We start from the raw sequence: 21017 nt of genomic DNA, 5'->3' as shown, positions 1-21017 counted from the left end.
TCACCGCCCCTTCGTGGCAGCATCGTTGAACTCGTTGGTGTAGAGCTCGTCGATGTCGGCCTGCCCGGGCTTGACGTCTCCGCGGTCGGACAGCCAGTCGTTCCAGACGGTCAGTTCCTTCGCGGCGATACGGCCGCCGGGCGCCGAGACGCCGTAGGAGCGCCAGTACTTGAGCGGATCGGTGCTCTCGTTGCGCCCGCGCTTCTCGACGATCTCGGTCAGCCTGGCCACCACCTCGTCGCGCGGAGTGGTGCGCGACCAGTCCAGGGCCTTGCCGACGCCCGTCACAAAGGTGCGTACGGTCTCGGGGTTCTGCTCGATGAAGCGTTCGGTGAACACATAGGTGCCGGCGCTGAAGGCACCCCGGAGGTCGTAGTCGCTGAACAGTTTGCGGACGCCGCCGGCGTCCAGGGCCTTGTCGCGCAGGATGCCGCCGAGGACGCCCACCTCTATCTGGCCGCGGCGCAGCGACTGTTCGGTGTTGACGGGCGGGATGACGATCCGCTCCACCCGCTCGGACTCGGCCCGGCTCAGCCCGTGCTGCTTCAGATAGATGTCGAGCATCGCCTCGTGATGGGCGCCGAGGGTGTTCATGCCGACCTTCTTGCCGAGCAGATCGCGCGGCGAGCGTATGGGGCTGTCCTCGGTGACGTAGAAGCCGTTGAAGGTGTCCTTGTCGGTTCCGTAGTAGCTGACCACGGCCTTGATGGGGGCCTTGCGGGCGGCGAGCTTGACGACGGCGCCGTTGAACGCGCCGCCGAAGTCGGTCTGACCGGAGGCCGCGGACTGGATGTCCTGCGGGCCGCTGATCGTGTTGCCGACCCACTTGAGTTCCAGGTCCTCCAGATGGCCCAGGGCCGCGGCGAGTTCGGCGGGGCTGACCGCTCCGGCCGAGCCTTGGTAGCGCAGCGTTCTGGTGTTGCGTACGCCGCTGCCGCTCGCCGTGCCGCAGCCGGCGACCGCCAGGGCGGAGAGTCCGGTCAGGGCGAGGAAGGTACGTCGGGATGTGGTGTGCACGGGGGATTCCTTCACAGGGCACGGGAGGCGGACGTCGCCGCACCGGCGGACGGGACGGGCAGGGCGTGGATGAACTCGTCGACGACGTCGAACAGGCGCAGGGCGGCCTCCGGGCGCAGCTGCGCTCCGCCGTCCGTGAGCCGTTCGACATGGCTGTCGAGGAAGAAGGACCCGGCCACGACATGCCGGGCGCCGAGGGCCGACAGCACGGGACGCAGGGCGTAGTCGATGGTGAGGACATGGGCGAGGCTGCCGCCGGTGACCAGCGGCAGCACGGTCTTTCCGGCCAGGCCGGACTGCGGCAGCAGATCGAGGAAGGCCTTCAGCAGCCCGGTGTACGAGGCCTTGTAGACGGGCGTCGCCACGATCAGAGCGTCCGCGGCGGCCACCTGCTCGGCGGCCGAGCGCAGAGCTGGGTGGTCGGTCCGGCCGGACAGCAGCTCTGCGGCGGGCAGTTCACGCACTCGAAAATGGCCGGCGTCGAAGCCGGTGACGGCCAGCCGCCCCAGGGCCTGCTCGACCAGCAGTTCGGTGCGCGAGTTCACGGACGGGCTTCCGGAGAGAGCCAGGATGGAGGTCATCAGTCATTCCGTTTCGGGGTACGCGAAGGTGCCTGGGACGGTGTCAGGAAAAGAAAGCCCGTCCAGGGAAATGGGTCGGCGAAAGAGGAAATGAGAAATGCGGAACAGCTGAAATGAGATGCATGCCCGTGGCATGAGGAATCAGCCGGGGTGATGCTCCGGGAATCCCGCCGTGGGTCCGCGGTCGCGAACCGTGGCCGCGGCCTTGGGGCAGTGGCCCCTGGCGGCAGGTCTCAGACCGGCTGTTGCCCCCGGCGCAGGGGCCGGGAGGCGGGAGAGGACCTGGTTCCGGACAGGGAAAGGGAGTTCAGCTGCGCGTGTTTCAGCGGCCGGCGGCACACAGTGCGCTGGCGAGCCGTCGGAGATCGACGTGCAGGCGCGATACGAGAATGTCAGCTTGACTCACACCGCTGAGAATGTCAGCGATATCCGGCCACGTCAATGTCCACGTGAAATCGTCTCGCATCGTGAATTGTTACAGATTTCTTTCGCCGCCCGCTCCCGTGCCCCGCGGGCGGAGAACCTGTGCTTGGTGCGGTGTCGTGAACGCACCGGCACGCGCCCACCGCGATGCCGCCGGCCCCCGACACCTCGCGCAGGCAGGCGTGGTGACGTCGCGTCGGTACGTCCGGTCACGCGAAGATGTCCGAGCATTCCCCCACTGTGACCCTTTGCCCTCTGGTGCGTATGTCCCGGCCCCGCGATGCTGAGCGCCGACAGCGCTTACTGCATGCTCAACCATCCTTGCTCCTGGAGAAGTTGTGGGCCCTGGCAGCAGAGCAAGAGACCTCGTCGTGCTGGGCGCGACCCTGTCCGCACTGGTGGCGGGCGCCGCCACCCCCGCCGTCGCCGTCCCCGTCCCCCCGCCCCGCCCCACCGCCGAGATGCTGCATCCCGTGGCACCGCCGCCCGCGCACTCGGCAGCAGGCGCAGACACCGCCGTCGCCGACGAGAGCGGCATCGAGACCGCTCGCAGCACCCGGCCGATCGCCCCCGGTGTCGAACTCACCTCCTACGACCGGCTCGAGGCCGACAAGTGGCTGCGCGTCGACGCCCTCTCCGTCGACCTCGGCGAGAGCAGCGGCATCCAGGCCGACTACCTCTCCTCCGGGAAGGTCGCCGACCGGCGCAGCGTCTCCGAACTCGCCGCCCGGCACGAGCCGGGCCCGGGCCGGCGCACCGTCGCCGCCGTCAACGCCGACTTCTTCGACATCAACGAGACCGGCGCACCCCTGGGGACCGGTATCAGGGACGGCCAGGTCACCCACTCGCCCGCGCCGGGCGCCCACCGGGCCGTCGGCATCGGTCCCGGCGGCGTGGGACGCATCCTGGAGCTCTACTTCGAGGGCACGCTGACGCTGCCCTCCGGCGAGCACGGGCTCGCCGCGTACAACGCCGCGAACGTTCCGGCCGGATCGGTCGGCGCATACACCGCCGCCTGGGGCGAGGCCGACCGCGCTCTGACGGTGGACGCCGCGGCCCCGGTCGCGGAGGCGGTCGTACGCGACGGGAAGGTGGCCGAGGTCAGGGACCGCCCGGGCAGCGGACCGATCCCCGCCGGCACCACCGTGCTGGTCGGCCGTGAGGCCGGGGCGTCCCTGCTGACGGCACTGCGGCCCGGCGACCCGGTGCAACTGGCGTACCGGCCCCGTACCGGCAGCGGACCCGTCCCACGGACCGCCGTCGGCGGCCGGGAACTCCTCGTCGTCGACGGAGTGGCACAGAACCACGACGGTGCGGGCAACAACACCCCCGCCCCGCGCACCGCCGTCGGCTTCTCCAAGGACGGCCGCGCGATGCAGCTGATCACGATAGACGGCCGCCAGGCCGACAGCGGCGGCGTCACCCTGACCCAGCTCGGCCGGATGATGAAGGACGCCGGCGCACACAGCGCGCTCAACCTCGACGGCGGCGGATCGTCCACCCTCGTCGCCCGCGGGCCGGGCACCGACACCCTCCAGGTGGAGAACAGCCCCTCCGACGGCAGCGAACGCATCGTCCCCAACGGCCTCGCCCTGACCGCCCCCGACGGCAGCGGACAGCTGCGCGGCTACTGGGTGCAGGCGGCCGTCCCCGCGGCCACCGCACCCACCGCCGACCCGGTCCGCGGCGGCCACCCCGAGCGGGTGTTCCCAGGACTGACCCGCACCCTGACGGCCGCCGGATACGACGAGACCTACGGCCCCGCGGCCGGCACGCCGCGCTGGCGCTCCCTGCGGCCCGACACCGGACGCGTCGACAGCACAGGCGTCTTCCGCGCACGGCGCAGCGGCACGGCCTCCGTACGGGCCGAACACGCCGGCGTGCACGGCGACATCGGCCTGACCGTGCTCGGCAGGCTCGCCCGGATCGAGCCGACCACCCTGCGCGTGGGCCTCGCCGACGCTTCGTCCACCGGTACGTTCGGCGTCCTCGGACTCGACGCACAGGGCAACAGCGCCCCGGTGGAGCCCCGCGACGTACGACTCGACTACGACCGCACCCTCTTCGACGTCCACGACGACGGCCGAGGCTCCTTCGCCGTCAGCTCGCGCACCGGCAGCGGCGCCGGAAGGATCACCGCCACCGTCGTCGGCGTCACCACCGCGCTCGCCGTCAGCACCGGCCTCGCCGAACAGAGCGTCACCGACTTCGACGACGCCGCGGCCTGGACATTCAGCCAGGCCCGCGCGAGCGGCAGCGCCTTGCCCACCCCGCTCGGACACAGCGGCACCGGCCTGGAACTCACCTACGACTTCACACAGTCCACCGCGACCCGGGCCGCCTATCTCAACCCGCCGCAGGCCATCGCCGTACCCGGCCGGCCGCAGTCCTTCACGCTCTGGATCAACGGCGACGGCAAGGGTGCCTGGCCCACCTTGCACCTCAAGGACGCCGCCGGCTCCGACCAGTTGCTGCGCGGACCGTACGTCACCTGGACCGGCTGGCGGCAGATCACCTTCGCCGTACCGCCGGCGGCCGCGACCCCGCTCAGCGTCCACCGGTTCTATCTCGCCGAGACCGGTCCGGCCCGGCAGTACACCGGCCGCATCGTGATCGACCGCCTGAGCGCGCAGGTGCCGCCCCCGGTCGACCTGCCCGACCCGCCGCGCGTCACCGATCCGCTGATCGACCCCGCCGCGGTCACCCAAGGCCGCGACTGGCGGTTCGCGGTGATGTCCGACGCGCAGTTCGTCGCCCGAGATCCGGGCAGCCCCCTCGTCCAGCAGACCCGCCGGACCCTGCGCGAGATCAAAGCGGCGCGGCCCGACTTCCTCGTCATCAACGGCGACCTCGTCGACGAGGGCGCCCCGGCCGACCTCGCCTTCGCCCGCCGCATCCTCACCGAGGAGCTCGGCGACGAACTGCCCTGGTACTACGTGCCGGGCAACCACGAGGTGATGGGCGGGAAGATCGACCACTTCATCGCCGAATTCGGCCCCGCACACCGGGTCTTCGACCACCGCGGCACCCGTTTCATCACCCTCGACACCTCCAGCCTGAGCCTGCGCGGCGGCGGCTTCACCCAGATCAGGGCCCTGCGGACGCAGTTGGACGCGGCGGCGAAGGATCCCGCCGTCGGCTCGGTGCTGGTCGTCGAGCACGTTCCGCCACGCGACCCGACCGTGCAGAAGGGCAGTCAGCTCAGCGACCGGAAGGAGGCCGCGCTCGTGGAGGACTGGCTTGCCCGGTTCCGCCGTACGACGGGCAAGGGCGCAGGGCTCATCGGCAGCCATGTCGGCGTCTTCCACGCCGCGCACGTGGAAGGGGTGCCCTACCTGATCAACGGCAACACCGGGAAGACCCCCGCAGGCCCGGCGGACCAGGGCGGCTTCACCGGCTGGTCACTCGTCGGCGTCGACACGATCTCGCGGGCCGAGCAGGCGGCGGCCCGCCTCGCGCCGTGGACCGCACGGCCCGACTGGCTGTCCGTCCAGACCCGCGCCCACACCGACGCCCTCGACCTGGTCGCCCCCGCGCTGCTGCGGCCGGGCGACGCGGACGATGTGCGGGCGACGGTGCAGCAGGGACCGCGCCGGGTCCCGGCCGCCTTCCCGATGAGCGTCGACTGGACCGGGTCCCCGAATCTCCACATCGGCCGTGCGAAGGACGCCCGCCCCCGGCACGCGGCCACGTTCGACCCGGTGACCGGCCGCCTCACCGCCCTGCGGGAGGGCCGGATCACCCTCGCGGTCACGGTGGCCGGGATCACCCGGCGCACCGAGGTCCCCGTCGTGGCCGTCGCCGCCGGCCGGGTGGCGCAGCCGCGCCGGGGCGCTGCGTACCGGCCCGTCCGGCACGCAGCGCCCCGGACCGCCCTCCCGCAGCCTCGCCGTGCGCGAAACCGTGCCAGCGGGCAGCCTGGAGCGTGAGCATTGCGCAGGAGGTGGTCCCCGTGTCCGATCGGCTCGCCTCCGGCACCGCACCGCCCGAGCACGGAGGCGGGGACGCCCATCCCGTGCTGTCCCTGGCCCTGGCCTCGATGATGGATGACGTCCGGGCCCACGCGGGCGCCGTCTATCTGCTGTCCGAGGACGAGCAGATGCTCGAGATGGCCGTCATGGCCGGGCTGCCGCGTACCTTCGCGGCGCCCTGGGAACGGGTCTCCCTCACCTCGCCGCTCCCGGTCGCCGACGCCGTGCGCGAACGGCGGCTGATCTGGGTCTCAGGCGAGGAGGACATGGCGAGCCGCTACCCCCGGATCGCCGTCGTCCTGCCCTATCCCTTCGCGCTGGCCGCGGCCCCCGTGGCGACGCCGGACAAGGTGTACGGAGCCGTCTTCGTCACCTGGCCCGGCGCGCACACACCGGACATCTCGGCTGCCGAGCGCGCCCGCGTCAAGGCGGCCTGCGACCGGCTCGCACTACGGCTGGAGCGGGCCGCGGAGAAAGGGCGTCCGGTCCTCCCCGAGGTCGACTTCGTCGGCACGGCGCCGGTGACCGGCACGATCGGCGCCGCCGAAGCCGTGCAGATGGTCGCGCGGCTGCCCGACGGCATGTGCGCGCTGGACGTGAACGGGCGGGTGACCTTCGCCAACACCGCCGCGGCCAACCTGCTCGGAGTGTCCGTCGCCGACCTGCTCGGCGCCCAGCTGTGGAACAGCCTGCCGTGGCTGAACGACCCCGTCTACGAGGACCGCTACCGCGCGGCCCTGCTCAGCCAGGAGGCCACGTCCTTCGTGGCCGTGCGCCCGCCCCAGGAATGGCTGATGTTCCGCTTCCACCCCAGCCGCAGCGGCATCAGCGTCCAGATCACGCCCGCTTCCGGCACGATCCAGGAGGTCCCGGCCGACGGCGCAATGAACCGCCCCACCCGGCTCGTGGCCATTTCCCACCTGCTCAACCTGGCCAGCGCGCTGACCGAGGCGGTCGGGGTGTCGGATGTGATCGAGCATGTCGCGGACGAGATCATGCCCGCCGTCGGAAGCCAGGCCCTGGTCCTGCTGGCCCCCGACGGCGGGCGGCTGCGGGTGCTGGGGCACCGCGGGTACGACGACCCCGCGATCGTCAACCGCTTCGACGGCATGTCCCTCGACGCCCCGACGCCCGGAGCGCGGACGCTGGTGACCGGCGTGCCGTCGTTCTTCCAGTCCCGCGAACAGCTGGAGCGCCTGTTTCCCACCCGGTCCGCGACCCCGGACGGCATGGCGGCGTGGGCGTATCTGCCGCTGATCGCATCCGGACGGCCCGTCGGCACCTGCGTGCTCGGCTACGCCGAACCGCACCCGTTCCCTCCCGACGAGCGCGCGGTGCTGACCGGCGTCGGTGGCCTGATCGCCCAGGCGCTGGAACGGGCACGACTGTACGACGCCAAGTACAAGCTGGCCCACGGCCTGCAGTCCGCACTGCTGCCGCACAGCCTGCCGCGGCTGTCCGGGCTGGAGGTCGCCGCCCGCTATCTGCCCGGAACCCAGGGCATGGACATCGGCGGCGACTTCTACGACGTCATACGGACCACGGCGAACAGCGACGTGCTGGGCGGTGTGGTGCACACCGACGCCGCCGCCGTCATCGGAGACGTACAGGGGCACAATGTCGCTGCCGCCGGGCTGATGGGCCAGGTCCGCACAGCGGTGCGCGCCTACACGGCCCTCGGCCAGCCGCCGGGCAAGGTCATGTCGAGCACCAACCGCCTGCTGATCGACCTGGACGGAGATCTGCTGGCCAGCTGCGTCTACCTGCATCTGGACCTGGACGACCACCGCGTGTTGCTGGCCCGGGCCGGACACCCGCAGCCGCTGCTGCGCGACCCAGGGGGCGGTGTCCATGTCCTCGACCTCGCCGGCGGCCCGCTGCTCGGCATCGATCCGTCGGCGGTATACCCCACGACGGCGGTGCCTTTGAGCCCCGGTTCCGTGCTCGTCCTGTACACGGACGGCCTGATCGAGAGGCCGGGCGTCGACATCGAGGACGCGCTCGCGGAACTGGCAGGGCGCCTCGCCCTGGAGGCGGACCGTCCGATCGAGGACCTGGCGGACTACCTGCTCGGCGACAGCGCGCGTTCCTCCGACCGCGGCGACGACACGGCGCTGCTGCTGCTGCGCGCCCGGCGCTGATGGGGTGCGTGCCGGCAGCCGGTGCCCGCGGGCCGGACCGTCTCGCAAACCCCGGGTGGGAGCCGGAGCCGAACGGAGGCGAGGGTCGACACCGGGTTCCGCCCGCCCCGCCGGGGCACCGGGGACACCCTCCGCCCGGGTGCGGCCGGTCCCTGTGTCGTTCCGCCCGCGGCTGCGGCCCGCACTCAGTCCGCGAGGCCCAGTTCCTCGTTCCCCAGCGGTGCGAAGTGCGCCGCCACGTCCGCCGCGGACACCTGTGCGAGGTCCGCGGGCGACCAGCGCGGCTCGCGGTCCTTGTCGATGACCTGGGCGCGGATGCCCTCCACCAGGTCCGGGGCGGACAGGCCCGCACACGACACACGGAACTCCTGGTCCAGGACAGCCTCGAGGGAGTCCAGGGACCGGGCGCGGCGCATCGCGGCGAGGGTGACCTTCAGCGCGGTGGGCGACCGGGTGAGGATCGTCTCCGCGGTCTCCTTCGCCGCCCTCTCGCCACAGGCCATCAGCCGTTCGAGGATCTCCTCCACGGAGTCGGCCGCGTAGCAGTGGTCGATCCACTCGCGATGGGCGGCCAGTTCACCCTCCGGGGCGGGAACCGCCGCATCCCGTACCGCCGCCGTCACGTCCCCGGACGCGAGTGACACGGCCAGTTCCGGCAGCCGGCCCGAGGACACACAGTGGTCCGCGAGCCCCAGCAGCAGCGCGTCACCCGCACCGACCGCGTTGCCGGTGAGCGCCAGATGCGTGCCCAGCTCGCCGGGGGCCCGCGCCAGCAGATGCGTGCCACCGATGTCCGGGACGAACCCGATGGCGGTCTCCGGCATGGCGATCCGGGACCGCTCGGTGACCACACGCACGCTCCCGTGCGCGGAGACGCCCACGCCGCCGCCCATCACGATGCCGTCCATGAAGGCCACATACGGCTTCGGATAGCGCGCGATACGGGCGTTGAGCCGGTACTCGTCCCGCCAGAACGCGACGGACTCGCGCCCTTGGGAGCGGGCGTCGTCATGGATCGCGCGGATGTCCCCGCCCGCGCACAGCCCGCGCTCCCCGGCCCCGGAGATCACCACGACACCGATCGCGTCGTCCCGCTCCCACGCGGCAAGCGCCGTGTGGAGGGCCCGGACCATGTCATGCGTGAGCGCGTTCAGCGCCCGCGGCCGGTTGAGCGTGATGTACCCGGCCCGGCCCTCGGTGCGCAGCAGTACGGAGTCGTCGAGGGCCATAGTGTCTTCCTCCTGGCTGGTGGACCTGCGGCCCCATCCTCGCTCACCCGCCCGAGGCAGCACGCAGAGGCCCCATGACTCCAGGATCCGCGACTTCGTCAGCCATGGAGGCGAATCATGAGCAGCGGATTGGCAAATCCGTGGTCTCGTTGACAATGGCTACGTTCAGTAGCGATCCCTTGAGCGGCCTTTTCGAGCTTCGCTCGGGCTGCGTTGCTCGTCCTTCGTACGGTTGCCGGCATGGCATGGCAGGGCGGAGCGCGGGCAGCGCCCGCCGTGCGGGCAAGGTTCCGACGGCGTCGATCCGGTACGAGAACGCTTCGGTAAGTGAAGTGCCGGTCCGGTAGCTGTGGTTGGCAGACTTCAGGGAGTCGAAACCGTGGCGAGATGTCCGGTCGGTCATCGGCCGGACAGAGGACCTGGAAGCGGAGTGGACCGAAGAGGCCATCCAGTGGATCACCACCGAGAACACCACCCTCACAACAGCGCGTCCGCCGGCTCACCACCGACATCCGCACTCTGGACGAGCGGCTCAACGCCGCCCGCTCCAACCGGCGCTTCCAGGACCGCCGCATGGCCGACCTCGAAGCACGGATCGCCGAACCTGGATCAACAACCTGACCCTGCCAGGCTGGGGACCCGCGGCTGTCAGTGCTGCGGGTCATACTCGTGCTGCGGCGCCGCCCGGGCACCGCAGCACGAGGGGAGCGACATGGCTGAGGTGCTGGTTTTCCACCACGGGCACGGACTGACCGCCGGCGTCCACGAGTTCGCCGAGCAGCTGCGGCAGGCCGGGCACACCGTCCACGCCCCGGATCTGTTCGAGGGGCAGGTATTCGACAGCCTCGAGGAGGGCATCGACTACGTCGAGAAGGTCGGGTTCGGCACGGTCATCGCGCGCGGAACCGCCGTCGCCGAGAGACTGCCTGCGGAGCTCGTCTACCTCGGGTTCTCACTTGGCGTCCTGCCGGCACAGAAGCTGGCCCAGACCCGCCCGGGCACGAAGGGCGCGTTGTTGCTCGAGGCATGCCTCCCGGTCTCGGAGTTCGGCGGTGCCTGGCCCCAGGACGTCCCGGTCCAGGTCCACGGCATGGACGCAGACCCGTTCTTCTCCGGTGAGGGCGATGTGGACGCGGCCCGCGCGCTCGTCGAGACGGCGGCGGATGCTGAGCTGTTCCTCTACTCCGGCGACAGGCACCTGTTCACCGACAGCAGCCTGCCGTCGCACGACGAGCACGCTGCAACGCAGGCCACTCACCGGGTGCTCGGCTTCCTCGACCACATCAAATAGCCGACCGAAGCGGGATCAACAACCTGAGCCTGTCCCCCTGCCCGCCCCTCGAGACCACCAGGACGAGCGACAGCAACGGCCTCAACTCGCCGTCGCCGCATGGGCCGTCGGAGCCTCCTTTGCGGCGGGCGACGAGGCTGATGGCGGTTGTCGACGGGTGGCCGCGGCCGGCCCGCCCTTGCTGTTCTCGGCCTGCATCGCGTTCGGACTTCGGTGCTGGTGACCTCAGTGCTGGTGACCGTCGCCCCCCTCCTGGTGTTCGGTCCCAGCCTCGGCCGGCTGGGGCGCACCGCTGGAGGTGCCGGCCTGGAAGGTGAAGGCCGCGGTGCGGACGGTGCCGTTGTGCTTGAAGTCCAGGAAGAGACGGTACGCGGCAGAGCTGGGTGCGGTCGCCGTGAACGAGATCGTCGGGCCGGGCTTGGTGGTGCCGTCGCCGGGTTCGCCGTTGGGATGGACGTGGAGGTAGGCGAGGTCACCGGCGCGCAGGGCGACGAGGTGTCCGTAGGCGCCGAGGTAGGGCTGCAGATCGGTGACGGGGCGGCCGTCCTTGCTCACGGTCAGCGTGAGTTCTTCCGCTGTGCCGGAGCGAAGGTCGCCGTTCAGGGTCACGGTGTATCCGTCGACGGTGGCGGTGCGGGAGGCCTTGGGCAGTTCTGCGGGCTTGTAGGGGCCGGGGGTGGACACATCGGCCCCGAGGGTGAGGCTGGGGGCGTTCTTGCCCGCGGGGGTGAAGTCGGCGAAGACGCGGTAGTCACCGGCGGCGGGGAGGCTGACGGGGGTGCTCCAGGTGCCGTCGGCTGCCCGGGTGGGGTGCAGGTGCTGGTAGGTGGCCAGGTCGCGTGAGGCGAGGATCAGGTGGAGTGCCTTGTCGTGTTCTCGCTGGTAAGTGGTGACCTGCCGGCCGGCCTGATCGCGGATGGCGAAGCGCAGTTCGCTCTCCCGCTCTGCCTCCAGGCGCGGGGTCTTGAGGTCGAGGGTGTAGCCGGCCTCGGAGATCTGAAGTCCTCCGGCCGGTGTGTCTGCATGCCCGCCGTGGCCGCCCGCCGGGTCCGATGAGGTGCTCGGTGCATGCTCGGCATGAGCGGCGGGATCGGAGCCTCCGGCGATGGAACCGACGGAACCACCAAGGCCATGGGCGGCACCGAAGGTCGCCGCGAGTGCGGCGATGAACGCGGTGATCTTCGCGGCGGAGTTCATGAATGCTCCTGATTCGTCTCTCGGCGGGCTCGGAGTGGGCCCACAATTTTGAGAATATACCCCCTGGGGGTACCTGTACCTGTACCTGTACCTGCACCTGTACCTGTACCTGGATCTTGAGGGCCTTGCGTCAGATACGGGTAGGGGGTATACCTGTGCCCGTAGAGGAAGATACCCTGTGGGGGTATATCGGATGGGGTCTGAGGAGGAAACCCATGGACTGCTGTACTTCTGACGGCAGCTGCTCGACCAGCCCGGCCACGGCCGCCGAGGGCCAGGCCGGCGTCTACAACGTGTCCGGTATGACCTGTGGGCACTGCAAGGCCACGCTCACCAACGAGATAGGCGCCCTCGACGGCGTACTGTCGGTCGACGTCGACCTCGGCACCGGCCAGGTCACCGTGACCACCTCCGGCGAGCCCGACGACGCGCTGCTCGCCAAGGTCGTCGACGACGCCGGATACGAACTCACCGGCCGGGCGGCCTGACGCCGCCTCCGTCCCGCCGCCGGCCCACTGCGGGTCGGCGCGGCCCGGTCCTCTTCCACCAGTTCGAGGAGCAGTGATGACTACGACGGTCCCCGACACCGCTGAGGTCGAACTCGCCATCGGCGGCATGACCTGCGCCTCGTGCGCCGCTCGAATCGAGAAGAAGCTGAACCGGATGGACGGGGTGGAGGCCACCGTCAACTACGCCACCGAGAAGGCGAAGGTCAGCTACCGCGGCGGGGATGTCTCCGTGGCGGATCTCATCGCCACGGTGGAGGCGATCGGCTACACCGCCGCAGAGCCTGCCCCGGCCCGTACCGGGTCGGCCTCCGGCGTCGAGTGCCGTCCCGTACAGCCGGGACACCTTCGGCCGGACGACCACACGGCGCTCGGCCACCAACTGTTCCAAGAACGCATCCTCATCCTGCGGCTTCGCGGCCTCTGGCACCATCGCGAGCAGCTCTCGCCCGATCGCATCCCCCGGCGTGGTCGTGATCTCGGAGACCTCGGCCTCGCCCTCGGCCACGGCGGACGACCACACGTCGCCGCCCGGCACATGTACGGCCGCGCGTGGGTCACGCCGGAGTTGCTTGACCTTGATGCGGTCGGCGGTGGTGGAGAACCGCACGATGCGCGCTTCGGCGTCCCAGGTGAAGAGCATGGTGGTGAGATGAGGATGGCCGCTGCTCTTGTTGGTGGCGAGGGTGCCGAACTGCTGAGTGCTCAGCAGTTCGGAGAGAGCATCGTCGGACAGGGAACGGGGTCCGGGACCTTGAGTCATGGCGTGCACGACTTCCCATGTGCGTGCGTCGGCACTCCACTCCATCCGGAAGTCCGGCCACCAACTCTCGCAACCGGCCCTAGTCCTCCGCCCGTTGGGTGATGGGCGCCTCGGTCCGGTCGCCGAGGAACTCGTACCACCGGCGCTGCAGGCATACGTATCGCACGTCGGCCTCGACGAGGTGGAGGAAGGCGGTGACGGTGTCGGCGAGACGCTGCTGGAGGCCGGTGTCGGTGAGCAGACCGTCGTCCGTGAAACCCTGGTGGGCCCGGGCGAGGCTGAACATGTCCGGATAGACGCGCGTGCCGAGGTGTTCCAGGGGGATCCGCAGCGTCCACAGCCCTCGGTTGCCGCCGACCATGGACGGGGAGGCGGAGAGCAGCAGCGCGTGTTTGTCCTTGAACGGCTGGGGCCGCACGCGTGAGACCCAGTCGATTGCGTTCTTCAGGACTCCGGGCAGCGAGGCGTTGTACTCCGGGGAGGCGATGGCGAAGGCGTCGCACGCCTGGAGCCGGTCGCGGAGAGCGAGCGCACCGGCCGGCAGCCCTTCCGCGGCCTCCGCGTCGCCGTCGTACGAGGGCATGGCGAAGTCATGCATGGCGGCCAGGTCGACGGTGGCTCCCGCATCGGCGATCAGGCGCGCGGCGAGTGCGGCGAGGCGGGCGTTGGTGGATTCGGTGCGTAGTGCTGCGCCGAAGACGAGCACTCGCACAGGGCCGGGCTGGGTGTCGTTCGGCTCGGGCTGTGTCACGCGGATCAGTGTTCCCCGGGCATGGGCTGCGCGCGAGCGGGACTGGGCTTCCCGGTGTATGTCCGGGGCGGGACCTGCGTCCGCGCCGCCCCCGCGGTCGCGGTGGGGCCGACGGTGTGCTGCCGGCCCCACCGGATCACCCTTCCTGGGGGTGCGGTCTCGTGATCCTGAACCGGGCCACGTGCTCCTCGGTGGTCCATCGGCGGAAGCCCGCCTTCTCCAGAACGCGGACAGAGGCCGGATTCGACGGCTCCACGGTGGCGAACACGGTGTGGACATCTGGTGCGGTGAGGGCGAACTCCGCCAGGGCTCGGGTGGCCTCGGAGGCGTAGCCCCGGCTGCGGCGGGAAGCCACGACGCCGTATCCGATTTCGAGGGTGCCCTCGCAGGGCGGCCAGAACAGGCCGATCGAGCCGACCACCAAGGCACTGTCACGCTCGATGATCAGGCGGTGGCCATGTTCGCCGAGCCAGGCGGGGTGCTGGTCGAAGAGGGCCGCGACAACGCGATCGCCTTCGGCGGGAAAGTCGTCCGCCCAGTGAACCGACCTGGTGTTGCCAAGGACGGCAGCGGCCTCGGCCGTGGTCCAGGGCCGGAGATCGAGGCGGTCGGTCGTCAGGTCGGCGTGGGCTGTCGGGTGGGAAGACATGTGTCACTCCTGGTCGTTGGAACGACCCGGACCACGCTCTGCTGTCGCGCGGACCGGTCATGGGCATGCCGATGCAGGCCGACGGCGGCCATATTCATCAACCTCCCTGCACGTGATCACGCGCCTCTCGCGTCGGCGTGACGGTAGCGACCCCTCCGCGGCGTGGGCAAAGCGTTTATGAGTGAGAACGGCTCTGCCTGGCGCAGGTTCGCCGGGGTGATCTCCAGGCGCCGCCTCTCCCGACCGAGGAACACCGATGGCAGGCGGTCGCGCGGCGGGCCGGCCCGGCCGAGGTCCACGGCGGGGGTGGACCCTTCCCATCGGCGGCCCGCAACAGGATCAGTTGCGCGAGCCGCAAGCCGCGGTGTGCGCCGCTGCGGTACGCCGTCTTCCCCGACTGTCCGACCAGTCGGTATGTTCTCGGCAGGTCGAGCCGACGGAGGAACCCATGACCGAGCGCCCCATCCGTATCGAAGGCCACTGCGACGAACGCTTCGACGCCGTCCGCGCCGCGTTCGAGGGGAACTTCCTCGAGCGGGGTGAACTCGGTGCTGCGGTCACGGTCATGCTCGACGGCCGGGCCGTCGTCGACCTGTGGGGCGGCTGGGCGGACCCCGCGCGCAGCCGGCCGTGGCAGAGCGACACCCTTGTGAACGTGTGGTCCACGACCAAGGGCCCGACCGCACTGTGCGCCCATCTGCTCGCCGACCGCGGGCTGCTCGATCTGGACGCGCCGGTCGCCACGTACTGGCCCGAGTTCGCGGCGGCAGGCAAGGAGGGCGTCCTCGTACGCCACCTGCTCTCGCACCGCGCGGGCCTCGCGGGACTGCGCGAGCCGCACTCCCTCGACGAGCTCTACGACTGGGAGCTGACCTGTGCCCGGCTGGCGGCCACCGAGCCGTGGTGGGAGCCCGGTACCGTCTCCGGATACCACGCCATCACCTACGGCTTCCTCGTCGGCGAGGTCGTGCGGCGGATCACCGGTCTGATGCCGGGCGACTTCCTGCAGCAGGAGATCGCCGGGCCGCTCGGCATCGATTTCACCATCGGACTGCCCCAGAAGGAGACCGGGCGCGTCGCCGAGCTCGTGCACCCTCCGGCCGAGGCGAGGAGTGAACAGGCCGCGGTCTTCGCCCAGTTGGAGCCCGTCGCCCTGGCCGCCCTGATCAACCCGATGACCGGCGTGGACGCCGCCAACTCGGCCGCCTGGCGTGCCGCTCAGATTCCCGCCGCCAACGGCCACGGCACCGCCCGCGCGGTCGCCTCGTTGTACGGCATCCTCGCCGGGCGCGGGAAGCTGGGCGAGAGGCGCGTGCTCACTCCCGAAGCCGCCGAACGCGTGCGTGAGGGTCAGGGCAGCTGCCGTGACCTGGTGCTGGGCATGGGGTTCACGCACGACACGGAGGTCGCTCTCGGCCTGTGGCTGAGCGGCGAGAACGGATCGTACGGCCCCAACCCGCGTGCGCTGGGCCACGACGGCTTCGGTGGCTCCTGCGGTCTGGCGGACCCGGAAGCGGGTGTCAGCCTCGGCTACGTCATGAACCGCATGGGCCCGCACATCGCCGACGACCCGCGCAAGATGGCGCTGATCGACGCCGTGTACCGCGCCCTGTAGTCCGGGGCGCCCGGCCGGTCACCGCCCTTCCGGATTCTTGCAACACGTTCTACTGTGTGCGCCGCGCCGCGGACTGACGGACCGTGAGACATCTGGAGGGGCCGTGCACCTTCAATACACCCCGGAGCAGCAGCAGTTGCGTTCCCAGCTGCGTACCTACTTCACCGAACTGGTCCCCGACGACGCCTACGCCCGCTACGCCGAGCCGAGCGCCCAGAAGCGCTTCTACCGCGAGACGATCCGCCGGCTCGGCGCAGACGGCTGGCTCGGCGTGGGCTGGCCGCAGCAGTACGGCGGCCGCGGCCTGAGCCCCATGGAGCAGTTCATCTTCTTCGACGAGGCCGCCCAGGCCGGGGTGCCGCTGCCGCTGATGGCTCTGAACACCGTCGGGCCGACGATCATGCAGTTCGGCACCGAGGAGCAGAAGGCCTACTTCCTGCCCAAGATCCTCGCCGGTGAGATCGACTTCGCGATCGGCTACAGCGAGCCCGACGCCGGTACCGACCTCGCGGCTCTCAGGACCCGCGCGGTCCGCGAGGGGGATGAAACCACCGGCTGGTACACGGTCGACGGCCAGAAGATCTGGACCACCAACGGAGACACCGCCGACTGGGTGTGGCTGGCCGTCCGCACCGACCCGGACGCCCCGCCGCACAAGGGCATCACCATGCTGCTCGTGCCGACCTCCGACCCGGGCTACTCCTGCACCCTGATCAACACCCTCGCCTCGCACGACACCACGGCCAGCTACTACGAGAACATCCGCGTCCCCGCGTCCCGCCGCGTCGGCGAGGAGAACAAGGGCTGGCGGCTGATCACCAACCAGCTCAACCACGAGCGCGTCACCCTGGCCGCCCACGGCACCATGGCCATTCGCGCCCTGCGGGATGTCCAGCGCTGGGCCGCCGACACCAAGCTCGCCGACGGCCGCCGGGTCATCGATCTCGGCTGGGTACGCGGCCGCCTCGCCAGGACCCACACCAGGCTGGACGCGATGAAGCTGCTCAACTGGCAGATGGTGAACGCCGTCCAGCAGGGCACACTCACCCCGCAGGACGCCTCCGCGGTCAAGGTCTACGGCTCCGAGGCCCGTCGCGACGCCTACGCCTGGCTGATGGAGGTCGTCGGAGCGGCCGGCCCCCTCAAGGAGGGCTCGGCAGGGGCCGTACTGCACGGCGAACTCGAACGCGGATACCGCTCCGCCGTGATCTTCACCTTCGGCGGCGGCAACAACGAGATCCAGCGCGAGATCATTTCCTGGATCGGACTGGGGATGCCGCGGGTACGACGGTGACTTGATGTGACCAGGCTTTCTAGTTGACACAAAAGCAGGCTGGTTGGCACCGGACATTGCGCTCGTTCGGGTCTGCTGCAGGTTTGGGTGAGGTTGACCTGCCCCACGGTTTGGGTTCCAGCTGCGGTGGCTAACTGGCGGCGGGGATGGTGTCTTGTTCGGAGAGTAGTTCGTACTCGATCGGGGTGCGGTAGCCCAGTGCTGAGTGGCGCCGCTGTCGGTTGTGGAAGACCTCGATGACCCCGTTGCCCAATTGGGTGAATGCCTTCGATCTCGGTCTCGGCTGATGGTTGAGGGGTGGAGCCTGAGGTGAGGGGCTTGAGCGACAAGCCTGCAGTTCGATCTCGGGGCGGAGGGTCGGGTGTCGATGCGGGCGGACTCGGGTCGGGAGGTTCCTGAGGGGACCCGGATGGTGGCTTGGGCTGCGTTCCCGAAGGGCTGTCTGGCGATGCGGGTGCGGGACGCGCTTGGTCCGCTGTTCGACGACGAGATCTTTAGGTCCGCGTTCGGCGTGCGTGGCCGTCCCGGTGTCGCGCCGGGGCAGCTGGCGTTGGTCAGCGTGCTGCAATTCGCAGAGAACCTGACGGACCGCCAGGCCGCGCACGCGGTACGCGCGAGAATCGACTGGAAGTACTTGCTCGGCCTCGAACTGACCGATGCCGGCTTCGACTTCACCGTGCTGACGGGCTTTCGTGACCGTCTCCTGGCCCACGGGCTGGAGGAGAAGATCCTGGACTTGCTGCTGGAACGGCTCAACGAGCTGGGGCTCGTGTCCGGCCGGGGCCGGCAGCGCACCGACTCCACTCACGTCCTCGCCGCGGTGAGGGATCTCAACCGCCTGGAGTTCGTCGGCGAGACGCTGCGGGCCGCCCTGGAGGCGCTTGCCGTCGCGGCACCCGAGTGGCTCACCTCCTGGATGCCCCGCAACTGGCAAGAGCGGTACGGGGCCCGGGTGGACTCCTACCGACTGCCGAGCGAAGACAACGAGCGGACCCAACTGACGTGGCGCATCGCGGCCGACGGCTACCAGCTCCTCGAAGTGGGCTTCGCGGCCGGTGCCCCGGCCTGGCTGCGGCAGGTCCCGGCCATCGGCATCCTGCGGACGGTGTGGCTCCAGCAGTTCCAACGCGTGATCACGGACGGGGTGCAGGAGGTGGCCTGGCGGGGGAAGGACGATCTCCCGCCCAGCAGAGCGCGGATCACCTCGCCCTACGACCCCGACTCCCGCAACGCCGTCAAGCGCGGCTCGGCCTGGGACGGCTACAAGGTCCACTTCACCGAGACCTGCGACGCCCAGGAGGCGGGCCAACCGCATCTGATCACCCACGTGGTGACCACGGACGCCACGGTCGGCGACCCCGTGGTCGTCGACGAGATCCACGACCGGCTCGACGCGAAGGGCCTGCTGCCGGGTGAACACCTGATGGACGCCGGCTACGTCTCCGCAGAGCTCCTGCTGACGGCGCCCAGCCAGCGAGGTGTCCGCGTTATCGGCCCGGTCCGGCCCATGACCCGCCGCACCGTCCAAGCAACCGGCTACGACAAGGCATCCTTCCGTATCGACTGGGATGCTCATCGGGCAACCTGCCCCGAAGGCGCCCACAGCCGCTACTGGACCGAAGGGCTCGACAACAACCAGCGACCCGCGATCCGCATCCGCTTCGCCACCGAGACCTGCGCGGCTTGCCCATCCCGCGGGCAGTGCACCAACTCGACACGCTACGGTCGCCAGCTCACCGTCCGCCCACAAGATCAAGATGCCGTCCTCGAACGCGTCCGCGCCGAGCAGATCACAGAGGAATGGAAGACCGTCTACGCGATCCGCTCCGGCGTGGAAGGCACGATCCACCAGGCGGTCACGGCCACCGGTGCCCGCAGAACCCGCTACACAGGACTACGGAAAACTGCCCTTGCGCATGTCCTCACAGCCACCGCCGTCAACCTGCTCCGACTCGATGCCTGGTGGACCGGGCAACCACTCGCCCCCACTCGCACATCACACCTCGCCGCCCTCGACCTCGCCGCGTAGGCAATTGGGCAACGGGGTCCCTCGATGTACTCGAAGATCGCGTTCGCCAACTCGACCCGGGTCTTCCACCGTTTGCGGTTCAACAGCTCTATCTGCATCGAGGACCAGAACGACTCCATCATCGCGTTGTCCAGGCCGTCTCCGACCGTGCCGAACGATGGCAGGAGCCCGGCGGAGCGGATCCTTTCCCCGAAGACCCAGGAGGTGAACTGGGTGCCGTGATCGGCGTGCACTGTCCCGCCTGGTTCGGGGCGCCGGTTGCGGAGGGCCATGTCCAACGCGTTGACCACGAGGGTGGAGTCCTGTCTGGAGTCGATGGACCAGCCCACGATCTTGCGGCTGAATGCGTCCAGGACCGCCGCGCAGTACACCCACCCTTCTCTGGTGTGGTGTTGCGTGATGTCGGTGACCCACAGCCCGTTGGGACGCAGCCGATGGAACTTCCGGTTGACCAGGTCATCGGCGGTGACGACACCCCGCAGGGGCTTGATCCGCACCGGTCCGGGCAGTCCGTGGATCCCGGCCTGTGTCATCAGCACCGACACGGTCCTCGAGCACACCTGGATGCCCATGCCCAGGGTGAGCTCGGCGTGGACGCGGCGGTAGCCGTAGGTACCGCGTGAGGCGACATGGACCTCCCGGATCAGCCCGGTCGGCCACTCCCGTCGCAGCTGCCGCGGTGTGGTCGGGGTGCGCTTGTGATCATCGCGCAAAGGTGCGCTTCACCAGGGCCATCCGTACGTCGAGTCCTCGGACGGAATCACAACGTCGTCGAGCCGGTACGAGAGGCGGTCCACCACGCTCACCACGCCGTCCACCTGCTGGGTGAGTCGTAGCACCACGTCGATCTGGCTGCGTCGCTCGAGCTGCCCTTCCAACGTGACCACTCCGTCGACGACGTGCACATCGACGACATCCGGAGTCAGCCGGAGCGTGCTCAGCAGAACGTCGTCGATCACATGGCGGCGGATCTCGTGATCGGGGCGCAGGAACACCTGGAGCAGATCACGACGGGTGACGATGCCCACCAAGCGGTCCTCCGCATCGACCACAGGCAGTCGTTCGACGCTGTGGCGAAGCATCGTCCGCGCCGCCTTGGCGATCTTGTCGTCGGCGTGGACGGTGACGGCGGGGGTGGACATCAGCTGCTCGGCAGTGAGGCCGGTCTGCTTGTCCGTGGCTCGACCCGCCGTCCTGGCGTGCTGGGGTTCCTGGGCTGTCCGGTCGGCGGCTGTGTCCGAGGCCTGCCGTACGAGAAGGTCGCTCTGGGAGATGACCCCGAGTACCCGGTTGTCGTCGTCGACAACCGGAAGCCCGCTGACGTTGTGCTCGGCGAGCAACTTGGCGAGCTCCTTGAACGGAGTGAGCGGCGTGACCGAGACGACCTCGCAGACCATCACGCCTCCTACCGTCATGGTCCTCATATCGGTACCTCCTGCCGGAACCGCAACCCGGTTCTTCCCGTCCCGAGGGCCCGCCACGTCGCCGCTCACCCCGAGCCATGTCTACGACTCCATCTAAGTCCACGATCTGCCTGCGGGTGTGCTCGAAGCGAGGGCC

15 protein-coding genes and 3 pseudogenes are annotated in these 21017 nt (G+C 70.0%); 8 read left to right on the top strand and 10 right to left on the bottom strand.

Features of this window, described 5'->3' with window-relative positions; genetic code table 11:
• The 3 genes from ABZ208_RS22395 to ABZ208_RS22385 all read right to left on the bottom strand — a co-directional run bounded on the left by ABZ208_RS22395 (position 1) and on the right by ABZ208_RS22385 (position 2064).
• Positions 1 to 1017, bottom strand: coding sequence for an ABC transporter substrate-binding protein (locus ABZ208_RS22395; protein WP_356911218.1), 1017 nt, complete (start codon positions 1015 to 1017; stop codon positions 1 to 3).
• An 11-nt stretch (positions 1018 to 1028) separates the two neighbouring features.
• Positions 1029 to 1598 (bottom strand): NADPH-dependent FMN reductase, encoded by a 570-nt coding sequence (gene ssuE / locus ABZ208_RS22390; RefSeq protein WP_328404072.1) that lies wholly within the window; start codon positions 1596 to 1598, stop codon positions 1029 to 1031.
• Positions 1599 to 1920: 322 nt separating this feature from the next.
• Positions 1921 to 2064 (bottom strand): putative leader peptide, encoded by a 144-nt coding sequence (locus ABZ208_RS22385; RefSeq protein ID WP_356911217.1) that lies wholly within the window; start codon positions 2062 to 2064, stop codon positions 1921 to 1923.
• A 295-nt stretch (positions 2065 to 2359) separates the two neighbouring features.
• Between ABZ208_RS22385 and ABZ208_RS22380 the strand changes: the two genes are divergently transcribed.
• Both ABZ208_RS22380 and ABZ208_RS22375 read left to right on the top strand, forming a co-directional pair.
• Entirely contained in the window at positions 2360 to 5950 is a 3591-nt protein-coding gene (locus ABZ208_RS22380) for a phosphodiester glycosidase family protein (protein ID WP_356911216.1), read from the top strand.
• 110 nt (positions 5951 to 6060) lie between these two features.
• A complete protein-coding gene (locus ABZ208_RS22375) occupies positions 6061 to 8133 on the top strand; it encodes a SpoIIE family protein phosphatase (protein ID WP_356911291.1) in 2073 nt (690 codons plus the stop codon).
• Between the two features lie 185 nt (positions 8134 to 8318).
• On the opposite strand, the gene ABZ208_RS22370 is transcribed toward ABZ208_RS22375, so the two are convergent.
• Positions 8319 to 9362 carry an enoyl-CoA hydratase/isomerase family protein gene (locus ABZ208_RS22370; protein ID WP_356911215.1) on the bottom strand — a complete coding sequence of 348 codons (1044 nt, stop codon included), beginning with the start codon at positions 9360 to 9362 and terminating at the stop codon, positions 8319 to 8321.
• Positions 9363 to 10074: 712 nt separating this feature from the next.
• Here ABZ208_RS22370 and ABZ208_RS22365 point away from each other — a divergent pair.
• Positions 10075 to 10653 (top strand): dienelactone hydrolase family protein, encoded by a 579-nt coding sequence (locus ABZ208_RS22365; protein ID WP_356911214.1) that lies wholly within the window; start codon positions 10075 to 10077, stop codon positions 10651 to 10653.
• A gap of 225 nt (positions 10654 to 10878) precedes the next feature.
• Here the strand turns inward: ABZ208_RS22365 and ABZ208_RS22360 are convergent, their stop codons facing one another.
• Positions 10879 to 11850: a hypothetical protein gene (locus tag ABZ208_RS22360; protein ID WP_356911213.1), complete on the bottom strand. Its 972-nt coding sequence runs from the start codon at positions 11848 to 11850 to the stop codon at positions 10879 to 10881.
• A 215-nt stretch (positions 11851 to 12065) separates the two neighbouring features.
• Between ABZ208_RS22360 and ABZ208_RS22355 the strand changes: the two genes are divergently transcribed.
• Both ABZ208_RS22355 and ABZ208_RS22350 read left to right on the top strand, forming a co-directional pair.
• Positions 12066 to 12338, top strand: a complete 273-nt coding sequence (locus tag ABZ208_RS22355; RefSeq protein ID WP_356911212.1) for a heavy-metal-associated domain-containing protein — start codon at positions 12066 to 12068, stop codon at positions 12336 to 12338.
• 76 nt (positions 12339 to 12414) lie between these two features.
• Positions 12415 to 12657 (top strand): annotated as a pseudogene (locus tag ABZ208_RS22350) (heavy metal-associated domain-containing protein); the annotation flags it as partial.
• Between the two features lie 6 nt (positions 12658 to 12663).
• Here ABZ208_RS22350 and ABZ208_RS22345 read toward each other — a convergent pair.
• The 3 genes and pseudogenes from ABZ208_RS22345 to ABZ208_RS22335 form a co-directional block, all read right to left on the bottom strand.
• A pseudogene (locus ABZ208_RS22345) lies at positions 12664 to 13119 on the bottom strand (TIGR03618 family F420-dependent PPOX class oxidoreductase); the annotation flags it as partial.
• Positions 13120 to 13198: 79 nt separating this feature from the next.
• Entirely contained in the window at positions 13199 to 13870 is a 672-nt protein-coding gene (locus tag ABZ208_RS22340; RefSeq protein ID WP_356911211.1) for an NAD(P)H-dependent oxidoreductase, read from the bottom strand.
• Between the two features lie 136 nt (positions 13871 to 14006).
• Positions 14007 to 14519 (bottom strand): GNAT family N-acetyltransferase, encoded by a 513-nt coding sequence (locus ABZ208_RS22335; protein ID WP_356911210.1) that lies wholly within the window; start codon positions 14517 to 14519, stop codon positions 14007 to 14009.
• A gap of 448 nt (positions 14520 to 14967) precedes the next feature.
• Here ABZ208_RS22335 and ABZ208_RS22330 point away from each other — a divergent pair, with 448 nt between their 5' ends.
• The 3 genes from ABZ208_RS22330 to ABZ208_RS22320 all read left to right on the top strand — a co-directional run bounded on the left by ABZ208_RS22330 (position 14968) and on the right by ABZ208_RS22320 (position 19457).
• Entirely contained in the window at positions 14968 to 16134 is a 1167-nt protein-coding gene (locus ABZ208_RS22330) for a serine hydrolase domain-containing protein (RefSeq protein ID WP_356911209.1), read from the top strand.
• Positions 16135 to 16237: 103 nt separating this feature from the next.
• A complete protein-coding gene (locus ABZ208_RS22325; RefSeq protein ID WP_356911208.1) occupies positions 16238 to 17428 on the top strand; it encodes an acyl-CoA dehydrogenase family protein in 1191 nt (396 codons plus the stop codon).
• A gap of 367 nt (positions 17429 to 17795) precedes the next feature.
• On the top strand, positions 17796 to 19457 hold the full coding sequence (locus ABZ208_RS22320; protein ID WP_356911207.1) for an IS1182 family transposase: 1662 nt from the start codon (positions 17796 to 17798) through the stop codon (positions 19455 to 19457).
• 20 nt (positions 19458 to 19477) lie between these two features.
• Here ABZ208_RS22320 and ABZ208_RS22315 read toward each other — a convergent pair.
• A pseudogene (locus ABZ208_RS22315) lies at positions 19478 to 20158 on the bottom strand (IS3 family transposase); the annotation flags it as partial.
• A 21-nt stretch (positions 20159 to 20179) separates the two neighbouring features.
• Complete coding sequence (locus tag ABZ208_RS22310) at positions 20180 to 20881, bottom strand: CBS domain-containing protein (protein ID WP_356911206.1); 702 nt, start codon at positions 20879 to 20881, stop codon at positions 20180 to 20182.
• Positions 20882 to 21017 lie beyond the last annotated feature (136 nt).

This window comes from Streptomyces sp. NPDC006208 (assembly GCF_040613775.1).
Classification (GTDB): Bacteria; Actinomycetota; Actinomycetes; order Streptomycetales; family Streptomycetaceae; genus Streptomyces.
The sequence above is the reverse complement of the archived record's forward strand: the minus strand, read 5'-3'. Positions and strand labels throughout refer to the sequence as shown.